Annotated in this window: 15 protein-coding genes; 8 read left to right on the top strand and 7 right to left on the bottom strand. The window is 39.4% G+C overall.

Annotated features, from left to right (window positions below):
• Positions 1-37 precede the first annotated feature (37 nt).
• Positions 38-1,528, bottom strand: coding sequence for a transcription termination factor Rho (gene rho / locus M472_RS31515; protein WP_021069881.1), 1,491 nt, complete (start codon positions 1,526-1,528; stop codon positions 38-40).
• Between the two features lie 453 nt (positions 1,529-1,981).
• Between rho and M472_RS31510 the strand changes: the two genes are divergently transcribed.
• Together M472_RS31510 and M472_RS31505 are read left to right on the top strand one after the other, a co-directional pair.
• Positions 1,982-3,706: an MFS transporter gene (locus tag M472_RS31510; protein ID WP_021069880.1), complete on the top strand. Its 1,725-nt coding sequence runs from the start codon at positions 1,982-1,984 to the stop codon at positions 3,704-3,706.
• A 195-nt stretch (positions 3,707-3,901) separates the two neighbouring features.
• Complete coding sequence (locus M472_RS31505; RefSeq protein ID WP_021069879.1) at positions 3,902-4,759, top strand: N-acetylglucosamine kinase; 858 nt, start codon at positions 3,902-3,904, stop codon at positions 4,757-4,759.
• Between the two features lie 54 nt (positions 4,760-4,813).
• Here the strand turns inward: M472_RS31505 and M472_RS31500 are convergent, their stop codons facing one another.
• On the bottom strand, positions 4,814-5,512 hold the full coding sequence (locus M472_RS31500) for a metal-dependent hydrolase (protein WP_021069878.1): 699 nt from the start codon (positions 5,510-5,512) through the stop codon (positions 4,814-4,816).
• Between the two features lie 17 nt (positions 5,513-5,529).
• Positions 5,530-5,844, bottom strand: coding sequence for a YbaB/EbfC family nucleoid-associated protein (locus tag M472_RS31495; RefSeq protein WP_021069877.1), 315 nt, complete (start codon positions 5,842-5,844; stop codon positions 5,530-5,532).
• Between the two features lie 162 nt (positions 5,845-6,006).
• On the opposite strand from M472_RS31495, the gene M472_RS31490 reads away from it, so the two are divergent.
• On the top strand, positions 6,007-6,489 hold the full coding sequence (locus tag M472_RS31490) for a hypothetical protein (protein WP_021069876.1): 483 nt from the start codon (positions 6,007-6,009) through the stop codon (positions 6,487-6,489).
• A 63-nt stretch (positions 6,490-6,552) separates the two neighbouring features.
• Here the strand turns inward: M472_RS31490 and M472_RS31485 are convergent, their stop codons facing one another.
• Positions 6,553-7,395, bottom strand: coding sequence for a hypothetical protein (locus tag M472_RS31485; RefSeq protein ID WP_021069875.1), 843 nt, complete (start codon positions 7,393-7,395; stop codon positions 6,553-6,555).
• A gap of 145 nt (positions 7,396-7,540) precedes the next feature.
• Here M472_RS31485 and M472_RS31480 point away from each other — a divergent pair, with 145 nt between their 5' ends.
• Positions 7,541-8,125, top strand: coding sequence for a thymidine kinase (locus tag M472_RS31480; RefSeq protein ID WP_021069874.1), 585 nt, complete (start codon positions 7,541-7,543; stop codon positions 8,123-8,125).
• 140 nt (positions 8,126-8,265) lie between these two features.
• Here M472_RS31480 and M472_RS31475 read toward each other — a convergent pair whose 3' ends face one another.
• Entirely contained in the window at positions 8,266-8,778 is a 513-nt protein-coding gene (locus tag M472_RS31475) for a glutathione peroxidase (RefSeq protein ID WP_021069873.1), read from the bottom strand.
• Positions 8,779-8,798: 20 nt separating this feature from the next.
• Positions 8,799-9,662 (bottom strand): N-acetylglucosamine kinase, encoded by an 864-nt coding sequence (locus tag M472_RS31470; RefSeq protein WP_021069872.1) that lies wholly within the window; start codon positions 9,660-9,662, stop codon positions 8,799-8,801.
• Positions 9,663-9,869: 207 nt separating this feature from the next.
• Here M472_RS31470 and M472_RS31465 point away from each other — a divergent pair, with 207 nt between their 5' ends.
• Entirely contained in the window at positions 9,870-11,606 is a 1,737-nt protein-coding gene (locus tag M472_RS31465) for a M61 family metallopeptidase (RefSeq protein WP_021069871.1), read from the top strand.
• An 86-nt stretch (positions 11,607-11,692) separates the two neighbouring features.
• On the opposite strand, the gene M472_RS31460 is transcribed toward M472_RS31465, so the two are convergent.
• Positions 11,693-12,196, bottom strand: a complete 504-nt coding sequence (locus M472_RS31460) for a hypothetical protein (RefSeq protein ID WP_021069870.1) — start codon at positions 12,194-12,196, stop codon at positions 11,693-11,695.
• A gap of 275 nt (positions 12,197-12,471) precedes the next feature.
• On the opposite strand from M472_RS31460, the gene M472_RS31455 reads away from it, so the two are divergent.
• Genes M472_RS31455 through M472_RS31445 form a run of 3 tightly spaced genes read left to right on the top strand, consistent with a single transcriptional unit; the run spans position 12,472 to position 16,094 of the window.
• A complete protein-coding gene (locus tag M472_RS31455; RefSeq protein ID WP_021069869.1) occupies positions 12,472-14,232 on the top strand; it encodes an AMP-dependent synthetase/ligase in 1,761 nt (586 codons plus the stop codon).
• Positions 14,222-15,229, top strand: coding sequence for a YihY/virulence factor BrkB family protein (locus tag M472_RS31450; protein WP_021069868.1), 1,008 nt, complete (start codon positions 14,222-14,224; stop codon positions 15,227-15,229). Before M472_RS31455 ends, M472_RS31450 begins: the two co-directional genes overlap by 11 nt.
• 7 nt (positions 15,230-15,236) lie before the next feature.
• Complete coding sequence (locus M472_RS31445) at positions 15,237-16,094, top strand: DMT family transporter (RefSeq protein ID WP_235049497.1); 858 nt, start codon at positions 15,237-15,239, stop codon at positions 16,092-16,094.
• Positions 16,095-16,159: the final 65 nt, after the last annotated feature.

Here is a 16,159-nt window from a genome sequence, read left to right as displayed (position 1 = left end):
GGAATACCCATAAAAGAGCTTATTATTTACATATGGATTACCCATTCATACTAATCAAGAACTCCTCATTCGAGCGCGTTCCTCTTAGCTGTTGCAACAAGAACTCCATAGCTTCCGTAGAATTCATATCAGAAAGGTGATTTCTCAACACCCATAGACGTTGTAACGAATCCTTGTCCATTAACAAGTCATCGCGACGCGTACTCGAAGCCGTAAGATCAATAGCTGGGAACAGACGCTTGTTAGCAAGTTTACGATCCAATTGTAGCTCCATATTACCCGTACCTTTAAATTCTTCAAAGATGACATCATCCATCTTAGAACCAGTATCGGTCAATGCAGTTGCTAAAATAGTCAATGATCCACCATTTTCAATATTACGCGCTGCTCCGAAGAAACGCTTCGGCTTATGTAATGCATTTGCATCCACACCTCCTGATAAAATCTTACCGGATGCAGGAGCTACCGTATTGTATGCACGCGCAAGACGTGTAATAGAATCTAACAAAATAACCACATCATGGCCACATTCTACCATACGCTTGGCTTTCTCTAATACAATATTAGCAATCTTCACATGTCTATCAGCAGGCTCATCAAATGTAGACGAAACCACTTCGGCACGTACAGATCTAGCCATATCAGTTACCTCCTCAGGACGCTCATCAATCAATAGAATGATAAGGTACACTTCAGGGTGATTTTTCGCAATAGCATTAGCGACCTCTTTCAACAAATTGGTTTTACCCGTCTTAGGTTGCGCCACAATCAATCCACGCTGCCCCTTACCAATAGGAGTAAACAAATCCATGATACGAGTCGAGTAATTATTCGTCCCTAGATCCAGATTTAATTTTTCATCAGGAAACAAAGGCGTTAAGAAATCAAAAGGAACACGATCTCTGATTTCTGCCGGATTTTGTCCATTAATAGATTCAATCCTAACTAAAGGAAAATACTTCTCTCCCTCTTTAGGAGGACGAATACACCCTCTAACATTATCTCCAGTTTTAAGACCAAATAATTTAATCTGGGACTGTGACACATAAATATCATCGGGAGAAGTTAGATAATTATAATCCGAAGAACGCAAGAAACCATAGCCATCTGGCATAATCTCCAACACCCCTTCATTCACAATTACATTATCAAAATCTGTATTGGCAGAAGACGAACTTTCGGCTTTTTTGCTTTCAACAGGAGCTTCCTGTTCTGGTGCAGCAGCAACAGGTTCTTTAACAACAGAATCTGAATTGAATAAATTTGGCGCAGATTGATCACTTGGTTTATCTCTACGCACAACCGGAGAAGCCTCCGTTTTTACTGTTCTGGTACGACGGCGAGGCTTTTCATCTTCTTCCGCTTCTGAACTTGCCGCAGACACTTCTGCCGTTGGTTGCTGAGCGATTTCAGCAATCCTATCAATTAATTCTTGTTTACGAAGTTTTTCAACCTCTACAATGCCTAACACCTTCGCTATCTCGCGTAATTCTGACACGAGTTTTGAATTCAATTCGTTAATATTCATTAATGCTGAATTATGATTGTATTTTTTGGATTTTTAATATTTGAAATTTAACCTTATGACTTAAAAAAGCTCCCCTATTTAAGTTAATATAATTAAAACGGAAAAAATGTCACTTTCTTATTCTGAGTCAGGATAAACTTGAGAATGCACAAAGAAAACCATAAGATTTGATATTTCAAAGAAAAAATAAAAAATCTATTCGAATACAAGTACTTATTGTCCATATAGATATCATTCCCAATGGAACATATTTATTTTTTTCGTATGTTTAACTCCTGTAAGTACACTTAAACCAAAAACTTCCACTATTAAGACAAACTAACACATACACGAAATATCCATATAGCACAGACCGCATGGGGATGAATGACCACGGAGTAGCGTGCCCTGAAAAAAGGTCTAGTTATAAGTTGGGTATTGCAAGTTGCAACTAAAAACAAAATTTTAACATATATGAATAATAATAAAGAAACAAATTATTCCGCCCTTTACACCTTGATTGTGGTGTTTTTCTTTTGGGGCTTTATCGCTGCAGGAAACAGTATCTTCATACCTTTCTGTAAAAACTATTTCCACTTGGATCAGTTTCAGTCACAATTGATCGATTTTGCTTTTTATAGCGCATATTATGTGGGTGCATTGCTCTTATTTATCTTTGGCACCTTGTCAGGAAGAGATATAGTGGGAAAATGGGGCTACAAAAAAAGTATTGTTTATGGATTACTCTTTTCAGCATTAGGTGCTGCTGCGATGATAGTAGCAGTCGAAGTGAACCTATATTTTGGGATGCTGATTGGTCTATTTATTGTAGCACTCGGCTTTTCCCTACAACAAACAGCAGCCAATCCCTTTGCTGTATTATTGGGAGATCCAAAAACAGGAGCCTCTAGAGTCAACTTAGGAGGCGCTGTCAATTCCTTCGGAACCACCATCGGCCCATTAGTTATCGGTTACGCACTCTTTGGTACATTTGAAACGGTCTCAGATACCGAAATATCAAACCTACCTTTAAACAAAGTCATATACCTTTATATAGGAGTAGGCTTATTATTTATTCTAGCAGCAGCTCTATTTCATTTTTCAAAGAAAGTACCAGCTGGCATCAACAATGAACCGATGGAATCGGCCAATAAAGCGAAGAATACCCTAATCACCATGACTGTGCTTTTAGCCTGTATGTTTATCCCTGTCTTCTTAAGCTACAAGAGCGATATAGCCTTGCAGATTGTAGGCCTACAGGAACAGATCAAATCAACTTCCGATAGCGGGTTAATCCAACAATTAAAAGATCAAGTCAGAGAAATAGGCCACCCTTTAGAGCTAAAACGGATGGCACTGCTATTCGGTGCTTTTATAGTCGTTGTAGCCTCGTTACTGTTCTCTTACAACCGAGCGACCAAAACTGCAGAAGGCTGGGGAGCGATGAAATATCCTCAACTCGTATTGGGAATGCTGGCTCTTTTCATCTATGTAGGCGTAGAAGTTGCTATTGGCAGTAATTTGGGAGAACTACTCACATTAGAGGAGTTTGGCAGCCTACAATCTTCAGAAATAACACCCTACATATCCATGTATTGGGGCGGTATGATGATTGGTCGTTGGGCAGGAGCTGTTGCTGCATTTAACTTCGCCAAAGCTACAAAACAAATTCTTGTCGCTACGATTCCATTTGTCGCATTTGGAATTATCTTAGCCGTAAACTCCATTGCCGGCTTTGATATGTCTCACTTATTTTTCTTCGCCATCTGTATCGCAGTCCAAGTTATCGCGTTCTTTATCAGTAAAGAAAAACCGGTACGCACATTAGTCATTTTTGGAACTTTAGGCGTACTATCTATGTTGATTGGACTGATATCCTCAGGTACGATAGCGATCTATGCCTTCCTGACAGGCGGTTTAGCATGTTCTATTATGTGGGGATCAATTTTCTCCCTATCCATTGTCGGCATAGGCAAATACACCGAGCAAGGTTCCGCATTCTTGGTCATGATGATCCTTGGAGGCGGTATTATCCCTCCTATACAGGGCAAACTGGCAGATATCATTGGCATACACAATTCCTATATTATCCCATTGCTCGGATTCATGTATATCATTATTTTTGCAATCCTTGCCAAACGATTCCTCAAGAAACAAAATATAGACATTGACCAAGTTGACGGTTCAACGAGTCATTAGACAAAAACTAATTGTACTTTTTACACTAAGTTTTAAATAAAAAAAACGCCCTTAAACTAAAAACAAGGGCGTTTTTTCGGCTTTTAAGCATTTATTCTCAAAATATTACAATAGTTTATCATGGATATTTGTTAATAAAAATGTATCTTCGAGGTGCATATAAACATTTGAATTACTGGACTAAAACAAACTAGAATGATCATTATTGCAGATGGAGGTTCAACCAAAACCAATTGGTGCCTATTAGATGATAATCAAAAAAAAATCTATTTCAATACAGAGGGCTATAACCCCTATTTCGTAGGAAGTGACTACATTGTAAACTCACTAAAAAAGGGATTGCCCCAAGACCTTCCTTTAGATAAGATAACAGAAGTTAATTACTACGGCGCAGGTGTACATAACGAAGAAAAAGCTAAGATTGTCGAAGAGGCTTTCCGCGTATTATTTCCAAATGCAAAAATTGAAATCGGGCATGACCTACTTGCTGCCGCAAGAGCCCTATTAGGTAAAGAATCTGGTTTTGCAGCTATATTGGGCACTGGAACCAACAGCTGTATCTACGATGGCAACGAAATTACCCACAACATTAACTCTGCTGCATATATTCTAGGAGACGAGGGATCGGGATCATACATCGGCAAAAAACTATTGACAGACTTTGTCCGTGGCCTGATGCCAGAAGATGTCTCCAAAGTCTTCTTTGAAACCTATAAATTAACTCCTGACGAAATCATGGACAGTGTCTACACAAAACCATTAGCAAATCGTTTTTGTGCTAGTTTCAGCAAATTCGTCTATGACAACAATGTCAATATAGAATATACACGCCAAATAGTTGACGACTCCTTTGAAGCATTTTTCGCAAACTTGGTGAGCAAATATCCAGACTATCAAAACTATACGTTCAACTGTATCGGTTCCGTGGGTTATAATTTCAGAAATGTATTGGAAGAGAAAGCCTTGCAATACGGAATGAAAATAGGTAAGATCCTACGTTCCCCTATTGACGACTTAGTAAAATTTCATATTGACAGATCACTAGGTAACTAGACAGAATCTATTCTATAAAATAAAAGAGGATCACACAGATGATCCTCTTTTATTTTATAGCGCAACTGTATCTCCTATAGCGGGCAAGTGCAAAGTTAAGCCTTCTTCAGAGAAAACCTGTCTAGCCTCATCCTTATCAATAGAAATTGGCGGAAACGTATCATAATGAATACCTATGATCTGCTTGCAGTTGATCAATTTCGAAGCTTTGACCGCATCGTACATATCCATGGTATAATGTCCGCCTATAGGTAAAAATGCCCAATCCAACTGCAGATCTTCCAAGAGTTTCATTTCTAGGGTAAGCGCTGTATCCCCTGCAAAATAAATTTTCTTATCGCCCACAAAGAAGACAAATCCACAAGGCACACCACCATACTGCCCGTCCGGTCTCGAATTCGTATGTAGTGCATATACCATTTTCACTTTTCCAAAAGGAAGATTTAAAGTCCCTCCAAAATTAAATTCCAGCACCTTTTCCTCCGGAACACCTTGTTCTCTTACCCATGCCGCCGTTTCCACAATGGCAGCCACTGTTGCTCCGCTGTTTTTCTGAATTTCAGCCATATCCGCAATGTGATCAAGATGTCCGTGACTAAGAAAAATGTACGAAGGTCTCAATGATTGCATATCCACATCTTTCGCCAAAGGGTTGAAAGAAATAAAAGGATCCAAAAGCACCCTTGTACCATTAAAATCAAACTCCACACAGGACTGCCCTAAAAAACGAGCACTTATTGTATTACTGTTCATACTGAAAAAACCGATTATTATTTATTAAAAAGGTTACCTAAACCGCCCAATCCACCAAACATATCCTGTGTTGCTGCCTGCATCTCGGTCTGACTGACATTCTCTGCCTGAGCCAAAGCTTTATTAAGAGCGACCAACAAAAGATCTTCAATCTGCTCTTTGTCCCCTTCTTCAAAGAGTTGATCACTGATAACAATCTCCTTTATCTCTTTATTGGCCGTTGCGACAACACGGACCTTTCCTCCTTCAGCCTCTGCCGATACCGAAATATTATCCAACCTGGACTTAATCTCCTGCGCCTTTTGTTGCGCTTGGAACAACTTATCAAACATAGTATTTTGTTTATTTTATATACCTAGTAATTCTGTATAAACACCAGTACTCCACAGAAACAGTACTTACGCATTTCTACGACCAAAATACGAAATCAAGATTGCAGCTCAAAATAACGAACAGAATTAGGTTTATATCTTCACCCTTCTTAAATTTGTACCATGACAAAATACAAGGAGATAATAGCTACGTTAAGACGACAAGACGATGCATTGGCAGAATATTGGGAGGAAGAAATCGACACCATTATCCATAAACTAAAGTTTCTGACAGCAGATGCCATTCCCTCCGTCTGTATCGTAGATCAAAACAATGATTTCCAAAGCAGCTATTCACCCATACTTCAGGAAAAAGTAAAAGTAGCCGGAGGCAATTTAACCAACAGTTTACAAGACGACATCGCTATCTTCATTATACTCCAACGAGATGAAAGCCTGTATGGAACGATGCCAGATTTTCTCAACCGACATGCTGGCAGCAAAGCGATAACAAACAACCATGTATATATTGTCCAAACAGCCCAATTCGACGAAAACGAAAACACTTACCTACAAGATGTAGAGATATTAGCAGAAATCATCCAGCCCAAATACTTTATTTTTGGCCGGAATGGTTCCGATTGGATCAAGTTTGATCTCAATTAGTACACCTTGAGCTATAATAAAGAAGGCATCTCGAAAAAGATGCCTTCTTTATTATGCTACATTTTAATTAGAAAACTTTTTCCTCAATAGAATATAAAACTTATCCACAGTCTGAGGTTTTTCTGACCAGCCATTTTTCAAGGCATAATTCGACTGCAAAAAAGCATCTGCTTCGGCAAAATCATTTAATCGGTTCAACAATTCCAAAGCTTCACTGTAAGCCAGACTGTAACCATTGAACAAATCTTTTATGAACAACAATTTATCATTTAGACTCACTGCAGATTTCAAATCCACCACACGCTCCTGTCCATTTGACGTTTGGAACTGTTGGGTCATATTTACACCAGCTTGCCGTTGTTGCTGAATTAATTCATTGATAGTCATTGGTCGTGAAGTATGTTCTTCTTGCTTTATGGTCTCTACTTTAACCTCTACCTGCTCAACAACCAATACTTTTTCCTCCTCGATTACTTCGCGTACTACAGTTTCCTCCTTCTGCGGCAATGGCGCCTCTTCTTGCAGGTATTCGTTTTTAGGCGCAATTACCATCTCTTCTTCCGAAATAACCGAGGTAAAACTTAAATTATCTCTTTCTTCAGAAGAAGATTTTTCCGATACGATGACTTTTTCAGGCACTTCTCTCTGTACAGCAGGCTGCACCTCTTGATCCTCTGGGGACACAAGTGGCGGCAATGTTTCATATACAATCTCTTGCTCATATTCAATGTCCGCAAAATACCCAAGTGCTTTAATATGATTTGACAAATAATCGATATCTCCCTCTAATAGAGTAAGCTCGACAGCATCGAAATATTCATTAGACTTTAGTGATTCATATTTGGAATTAATATCAGAAAGAAGGTTATCTATCTTCGCAAGCAATTGATCTTTTGACTTAGCCATAAATATCGTTTTTTTTTAAATGACACTAGGTTCTTACCTTGTATATACATCAAAAATAAGATATAATTTCGATATTCGTGCTGTTGTAAGTACGGATTTGTAATATATTAACAGTTCCAGACGCACGTTTTTATAAAAAGTTATTATGTTATTTTCCGAACAGTATTTCAATAGAAGAGATAGGCAGACAGGCAGTATCGAAGTCATTTGTGGATCGATGTTTTCCGGCAAGACCGAAGAACTGATACGAAGAATGAGACGGGCACAATTTGCAAAACTCCCAGTCGAAATATTCAAACCCTCTATAGATATACGATACGCAGAAAAAGAAGTGGTATCACACGACAGCAACAGTATACCGTCCACTCCAGTCAATCATTCTTCAGCTATACTACTATTGGGCAGTGATATCAAAGTGGTAGGAATTGACGAAGCTCAGTTTTTTGACGACGAACTTCCAAATGTATGTACAAAATTAGCAAATCGCGGGGTTCGAGTAATCGCAGCCGGGCTAGATATGGATTTTCAAGGCAAGCCCTTCGGTCCAATCCCTGCTCTTCTAGCCATAGCCGAGCATATCACAAAAGTACATGCCGTATGTGTCCGATGCGGAGCACCAGCCACTTATTCCCACCGAATCACTGCAGATGAGAACGTTCTATTATTAGGCGAAAAAGAAAGCTATGAACCACTGTGTCGATATTGCTATAGCGATATCCAAGATATTTAACACAAACTTAATTTTAAGTAACCCTAAATACACAAGTAGCACCGTACATTTGTAGTGTACTTCATAAAGATGAGTTTCATCAAAATTTAGGTTAAAAATTGGTTAGTTAAAAACACTCTTGCCCATCAAGAGTGTTTTTTTTATAACTGTCCTGTCAATACCATATCCATAGGATTGACCTGTGACCGATACCTATGGATCAGCTTTCCATTTTCATCAATAAGAAACTTTTCAAAGTTCCATTTGATAGCTCCTGTAAAATCAGGATTAGGCTGTTCTATCAAAAATTTAAATAACGGATGGATATTATCTCCTTTTACGTCCACCTTTTCTGCCATAAGAAAACTCACGCCGTAGTTTTCCTGACAAAACTCTTTTATATCCGTATTAGCTCCTGGCTCTTGATTACCAAAATTATTCGCAGGAAAACCAATGATAGCCAAATTATCACCATACAATTTATGAAGCTCCTGCAAATCTTTATATTGTTTTGTAAAACCACATTTAGAAGCAGTATTCACAATCAGAATTTTTTTACCTTTAAACTCTGATAATTCCACTTTCTTTCCATCGATAGAAGTAAAAGAAAAATCATAAATGGTCTGTGATGGTACAATCATATGAAGTACCATAATCAATGCAACTGTAAACATAACTAACTTTTTTTTATAATCTAAAAACCAACACTACTCGCTTCTCGCTGTATAATAAAATGAAATATCTGTTCTATTGGCGAACGCAATATCTTTCCAACTTCTACCCCATGTAGATTACATACGGCCTGGAGATGCATATCAAATACATAAGCAATACTACCAACGAAATTACATTTGTACTCCCAAAAACTGGGATAGGTCATGATATTCGTACGTACAAACTCATCAAAACCATCTGTCAATAGTTTATCCACATAAGGGTGAGCTCTATTTTCTGACATAAACGGCATAAAGGAAGCAAGATAAGAGTTCGGTCTGTCCCGCTGATATACATTTTTGATGACAATATCTTTCGTGACATGATATTTTTCCTCAAAAAGTCTAGACAAATCACGCGGCATAGACCCATACAAAAAACTTGTTATCAAAACCTTACCAAACCAAGCACCAGACCCTTCGTCACCTAGCACGTAACCATTTCCATGATGACTAGTCAACAGATTTTCTCCATCATAATAACTGATATCAGATCCCGTTCCCAATGTCGCCACAAGTCCCCTTGTCAAGCCACAAGTAGCAAAAGCTGCCCCTAATAAATCCGATTCGACGGACACGAATGCTTTTGGAAATAATACCGTTAAAGCATTCGAGACAATCTCTCTTCGGTCCGGCGTGATACACCCTGCCCCAAAAAAGTAAACCTCTTTTATTTCATCAATATAAGGGATAATCTCAGGTACATCCTTCAATACCTTTTCAATTTCCTTCTCATTGACAAAAAAAGGATTTAATCCTTTTGTCTTAAAGAACAAAGGAGCACTATCAGGTACATTTAACATCCAATCTGAACTGGAAGAGCCACTATCAGCAACTAAAATCATTCTTTAACACTTTAACAAACAACAATATTTATCTAAGTCAAACTTAGATAAAATGCTTTGCATTCACCAATACCTAAATGAAAAAATCCCCTGCTTTCGTAAGTTTTTATATATCAGATATAATTTTGAACTCCATATCATTACCCCTACCTTTGAATCAGGCAATAAAACAAGCCCACCATACAACAGAACAACTTATTTTACCATATGACCCCCTCTATTCACTTTACACTTTCCTTCAGCGAACCACAGGCACATTATGTAGAAGTACAGATGCATATTAAATCATTTGCTTCCTTAGACTATTTAGATTTGAAAATGCCCGTATGGGCGCCTGGTTCTTATCTGATTCGCGAATACCCGAAGAATGTAGAGCGTTTTTCTGCTTCATCAACGGACGGCAAAGAACTGAAAGCATATAAAACAAGTAAAAATACCTGGAGAGTAGAACATAAAAAAAGCGACATTATCATTACATATGCAGTTTACGCATTCGAAAATTCCGTCCGCACCAGTCATATCGATTATTCACATGCATTTCTTAGTCCTGTAGGAGTTTTCATGTATGTTCATGACCATCTACATCTCCCCTGTCTGGTAACTGTAAATCTCCCTTCTCATTGGAGTAAGATATCAACAGGATTGGAACCTGAAGATAACTTGAACAGTTACAGTGCAGCTAATTTCGACATTCTCTACGACAGTCCCCTAGAAATAGGCAACCAAGACAGTTGGACCTTCGAAGTAGAAGGCGTACCACACGAGTTTGCAATGGTTGGATTCGCAGATTACGACCGTGAACAACTCACTGCAGACGTTACAAAAATAGTAGCGGAAGAAAACCGAATTTGGGGATCCAACCCCAACCAGCACTACACCTTCGTCACGCACAATTATCAGAGTGCACATGGAGGATTAGAACACCTCAATTCGACCATACTCGCCGCATCAAGATATACCTATAGCCAGCCCAGCACCTACAAAGGATACCTGAGCCTGGTTGCACATGAATATTTCCACCTTTGGAATGTAAAACGCCTACGTCCCAAAGCCTTGGGTCCTTTTGACTACGAGCAGGAAAATTACACGACCGGTTTGTGGATCATGGAAGGTTTCACCTCTTATTACGACAACCTCATTATCCGTAGATGCGGTTTTTACAACGAACGCGAGTATCTACAACAGCTAGCAATAGACTTCAACACGGTCTACAATAGACCCGGATACGAGCTGCAGAGTGCAGCGATGTCCAGTTTTGACACTTGGATCAAACAATACAGACCTGACGAAAACTCACACAATACCAGCATTTCCTATTATAATAAAGGAGCAATGCTTGCCGTCGCCATGGATATCAAAATCATTGCAGACACACAGGGTCAATATCGCTTGGACGATGTACTTAAAGCTGCCTATAAACAGTTTTACCTGATTGAAAACAGAGGATTCGAAGAAGAAGAACTCCTACAATTAGCAGAAAAAGTAACGGGTGTCAGCCTTCGAGAAATATTTCAGGCCGCACATCGGTTGGAAGAGCTGGATTACAACACCTATTTTAATCGTGTCGGCTACCAGCTAATCGACCAGAATGCCAATCAGAATCACACGACATTAGGTGTAAAAGTCGTCTTTAGCGATGGAAAAAGTATTATTAAACAGGTAGACCGTAACTCTGGAGCTTGGGTAGGGGGCCTAAACGTTGAAGATGAGTTAATCGCTATAAACGGGCACCGCATAGACCCACTAGGAAAAGCTCTTGATTACATCCTAACGCGAGCAAAAGACGGCGACATCCTACATGTACTCATAGCTCGAGACGGCATAATAAACAGTCTGGACATCACTGCACGCTTGTCCGATAAAAAAGCATTTAGTATTGAAGCTATTTCAAATGAAGACCCCAAAGTAAGTGCCTTGGGTGATATATGGCTATCTAAAAATTAAACTGTTACCGTCATCTCGATCGACGAGGAGCCCCCCATAGGGTCGAGATGACGGTGTAAAATCTTTCTGCCTTTCAATATCAATCTCTAAAATTTGTAACGGATAGAAAAGCCAAACGGATCGATCAAACGAATACTGGATTCCTGGAGAAAATCAAAGTACGGCTTCAGATCCAGAGATAGGGACAGTGGCGTTGTAGGAATACGGTATTCCGCTCCAATAACACCGTCGATACTTAGAGACACCTCAGAATCTGCCGGTACTCTTTCCCCTTCTGCAGTAGTAAAAGCCTTATATTTATAACTACCCACACTTCCTCCAAAACCATAGTACCACGAAAAATCGTCATTGATCGGTTTATGATACTGATACAAACCAACCAATCTAAAGCGATTGGATCTCGAATTGCTCTGTATACTCATAATGGCCTCTACAGCACGATCCGGAGATAGTGTATACCGATAATTTATACCCGTTGCTGAGCCAAACCTTGCTCCGACCGCGTGTTGACTGTCTAATTGAGCGAAACCATCCTTACCCACAAAAAGCAAAATTGCTACAAATAAAAAACTACGTAAAATGTGATTCATACTTAATATTATATCCCAATAAATTCCAAAATTAAAATATTTCCATTGTAAAAAAAATCCTGAACAGCAAAGTGGGGTTCACTCTTCAGCCCATCGGCTACCGATACAGTGTCGTCTAAGTTTTATATCTTATAACGCTAAAAAAACAGAATAGGTATATCCCTCTTATGTTTTTACCAAATTTTGATTTCAATTGTTCGGGACGATTCACTATATTTATAGAAGCCTCATTTTTAGGACGCATATCCATTTGTAAACATCAAAAATGACAAGACATGAGCAGTGTAACTAGATTATTCGATTATATAAAAAAAGACCTTCCTACAGCAGGTCGTGAGCTTCTACTCGCTAAAAGAGATACACACGGTTGGAAAAAATACAAGAAAAGTGAAATAATAGAACTGGTGGACAGTCTGAGTAAGGCAATCCTCTCTAAAGGTCTCCAAAAAGGCGACCGTATTGCACTCATGTCAGGCAACAGGCCCGAATGGAATATTATAGATTTTGCCTGTAATCAAATCGGGATAGCTTTGGTGCCCTTGTATCCTACACTTTCCGCACAAGACCTCTCTTATATCATCAACGATGCAGATGTAAAACTGATATTTGTAAGTAATCAAGAGCTTACCGATAAGGTAAACAATGTTCTACAGCAAAACCAATTAACTATAGACATTTATACCTTTGACCAGCTTACAGGATTTAAAAACTATAATGAGCTCGTCGAAGAAGGCAAGGAACAGACGATCGACCTAGTGCCCTACAATGAAGCAGTACGTCCCGACGACCTACTGACTCTAATCTACACTTCAGGAACCACAGGCAAGCCCAAAGGCGTATGTCTCACCCACCACAACATCATTAGCAATGTAGAAGCATGTACACACTTATTGACAGATGACATTACCAAAGCATTGAGTTTTCTTCCTTTGTGTCATATATTCGAGCGTATGGTCGTATATCTCTATATGTCCAAAGGCGTGCATATCTATTACGCAGAAAACCTCGACAACATTGTAGTCGACATCAACGAAGTCAAACCGCAGGTTTTCACCACTGTTCCACGTGTATTGGAAAAAGTTTACGACAAAGTCGTTGAAAAAGGAAAAACACTTACAGGTATTAAAAAAGCATTGTTCTTCTGGGCAGTCAACCTTGGCCATGAATACAAAGAGCCTCTTTCCAACTCCGCATTTTACAACTTCAAATTAGCCATCGCCCGAAAACTAATCTTCTCCAAATGGCAAGAAGCGCTCGGTGGAAATATACGTTTTATTATCTCAGGCGGTGCAGCGTTACAGGAAAGACTGGCTCGTGTATTTTGGGCTGCGGGGATTAACGTATTGGAAGGATATGGATTAACAGAAACGTCACCTGTCATCGCAGTCAACTCTTGGGATCCTAAAGACGTAAAATTTGGATCTGTAGGTCGAGTTCTAAAAAACCTTGATGTCAAAATTGCCGAAGATGGTGAAATCCTGGTAAAAGGTCCTTCAATCTCCGCTGGTTACTACAAGAACGAAGAAGCTACCAAAGAATCTATTGACGAACAACACTACTTCCATACTGGAGATATTGGCGAACTTACGCCTGATGGTTTCTTACGCATTACTGATCGTAAAAAAGAAATGTTTAAAACTGCCGGAGGTAAATATGTCGCACCTCAGGTACTTGAAAACAAAATGATGGAATCTACATTGATTGCCCAAGTCATGGTAATTGGCGAAAATCAACGTTTTCCATCAGCACTCATCGTCCCTGCTTTCGATGAACTCGAAAAATACTGTAAGTTCAAAGGGATACCCTACGAGTCCAAAGAGAAAATAATAGAGACACCACAGATTTTAGAAAAGTATCAACAGGAAATTAACAAAGCAAATGCTAACTTTGGTCATTGGGAGCAGATCAAAAAATTTGTATTACTCCCCACAGAATGGACAATTGACAGTGGCGAACTCACGCCCAAACTATCTTTAAAGAGAAAAGTCATATTACAAAAATTTGAAACAACGATCAAGGGCATCTATGCAGAGTAACCAGGAGGACATACAGAAAGACAGTGTAATATTCAAAAAAATAAAAGGGTTTGGCAAATTGTTGATCAACGCCGGAAATGGCTTTATAGACGACAATTGTATGAAGCTTAGCGCTTCACTGGCTTATTACACCGTCTTCTCTATAGGTCCGCTACTCATTATACTCGTATGGGCTTTAGGCTTTCTTTACGGCAATCACCTTGAAGGCCCTGACGGTGCGCAGAATACAGTAATGGCAGAGTTAACGGATCTATTAGGTCCCGACATCTCCAAACTGTTGGAAAGCGCCGTGCAGAAAATCTCCTTTGAGAACAAGTCCAGCATAGGACTTGTCGTAGGTATCTCTACACTGATTGTCACCGCAACTACAATTTTCGTCGATATTCAAAATTCCATCAATACCATATGGAAAATCAAGGTTAAGCCCAAAAAAGGCTGGTTAAAATTAATTATAAATCGTCTAATATCATTTTCAATGATATTAGGTCTTAGTTTTCTGCTGATGGCATCCCTATTAATCAGCAGCATTATCGGCATTCTAGCACGTCACATCGGAGATCTGTTTGGAGATTGGAATATCCAACTATTAGGTTGGATCAATTCTGGCATCACCTTTATCGTCATTGCAATCCTATTTGGTTTTATATTTGCTTTCCTACCCGACGCCAAAGTCCGTTTTCGTGATATACTCGGCGGAGCCATCTTCACCACCCTCTTGTTCATGATAGGCAAATATGGCATTTCCCTCTATCTATCGGTCAATGCCACAGCTACGGCCTACGGTGCGGCAGGCTCCATCATTATTCTGCTTGCATGGGTTTACTATTCTGCAGCCATATTATACTTTGGCGCTGAATTCACCAAAGAATATGCCATACGATACGGCAAGGGAATAACACCCGCATCCTTTGCGGTGCTCGTGCAACAGACAGAACTGGAAATAGATCCCGATAAGCAAAAACACCCAACCGACAAAAAAAACAAAGAATCTATATAATTTGACAGTGCAAGATAAAAGTATACAGTACATGCTCTTAGCAGGGTTTTTCTTCGCTATTATGAATGTCTGTGTCAAATATGTTTCTCATCTTCCTACGCTGGAAGTTGTTCTATTCCGATCAGTATTCAGCTTGATAGTAACATACTATCTGCTCCGAAAGAAGGATATCCCACCATTAGGAAAAAATATAACTACACTGACCTTACGTGGTATTGCTGGTTGTTTAGGCTTAATAGGTTCCTTCTACACCTTACAGCATATTCCACTAGCATCCGCAGTCACCATCAACTATCTTTCCCCCTTCTTCACCGCAATTTTAGGAATATTCATTGTCAAACAAAAAGTGAGACCAATACAGTTTTTCTATTTTGCCATCTCTATCACTGGCGTGATACTCCTCAAAGGCTTTGACTTCAGGATAAGTACCCTGGACCTTATTATCGGGCTAGGTGCGGCCTTCTTTGCCGGACTCGCCTACAATATGATTGCCAAGGCTAAAAACGACGAACATCCACTCGTTATCATCTTTTACTTTCCACTACTGACCATACCCTTCGCCGCCATATACTCCCTGTACCACTGGGTTCATCCAGTCGGTACAGATTGGTTCTATCTGCTGCTCATCGGTATATTCACCCAGTTGGCACAATATTATATGACCCTATCTTACCAAACAGCTAACCTTGCAAAGGTAGCCAGTCTTAATTATCTAGGGGTTATCTATGCACTGGGATTTGGTTATTTTCTATTTAATGAAGGCTTCAATACCATGAGTATTATCGCTATTGCCATAATCTTAACAGGAGTCTTTCTCAACCTTTTTGATCAGCGGATTCTCGCCAAATTTCGGTCGAAAGGTTAAAAGTACAAACGCATTACGGCTCATATCGAAAAACAATAAATACAAAAAGAGGTGTCTTTGCAGAC

The organism is Sphingobacterium paucimobilis HER1398 (assembly GCF_000416985.1).
GTDB classification, from domain to species: domain Bacteria; phylum Bacteroidota; class Bacteroidia; order Sphingobacteriales; family Sphingobacteriaceae; genus Sphingobacterium; species Sphingobacterium paucimobilis.
Note: the sequence above shows the minus strand (reverse complement) of the source record. Positions and strands in the feature narration are given on the sequence as shown.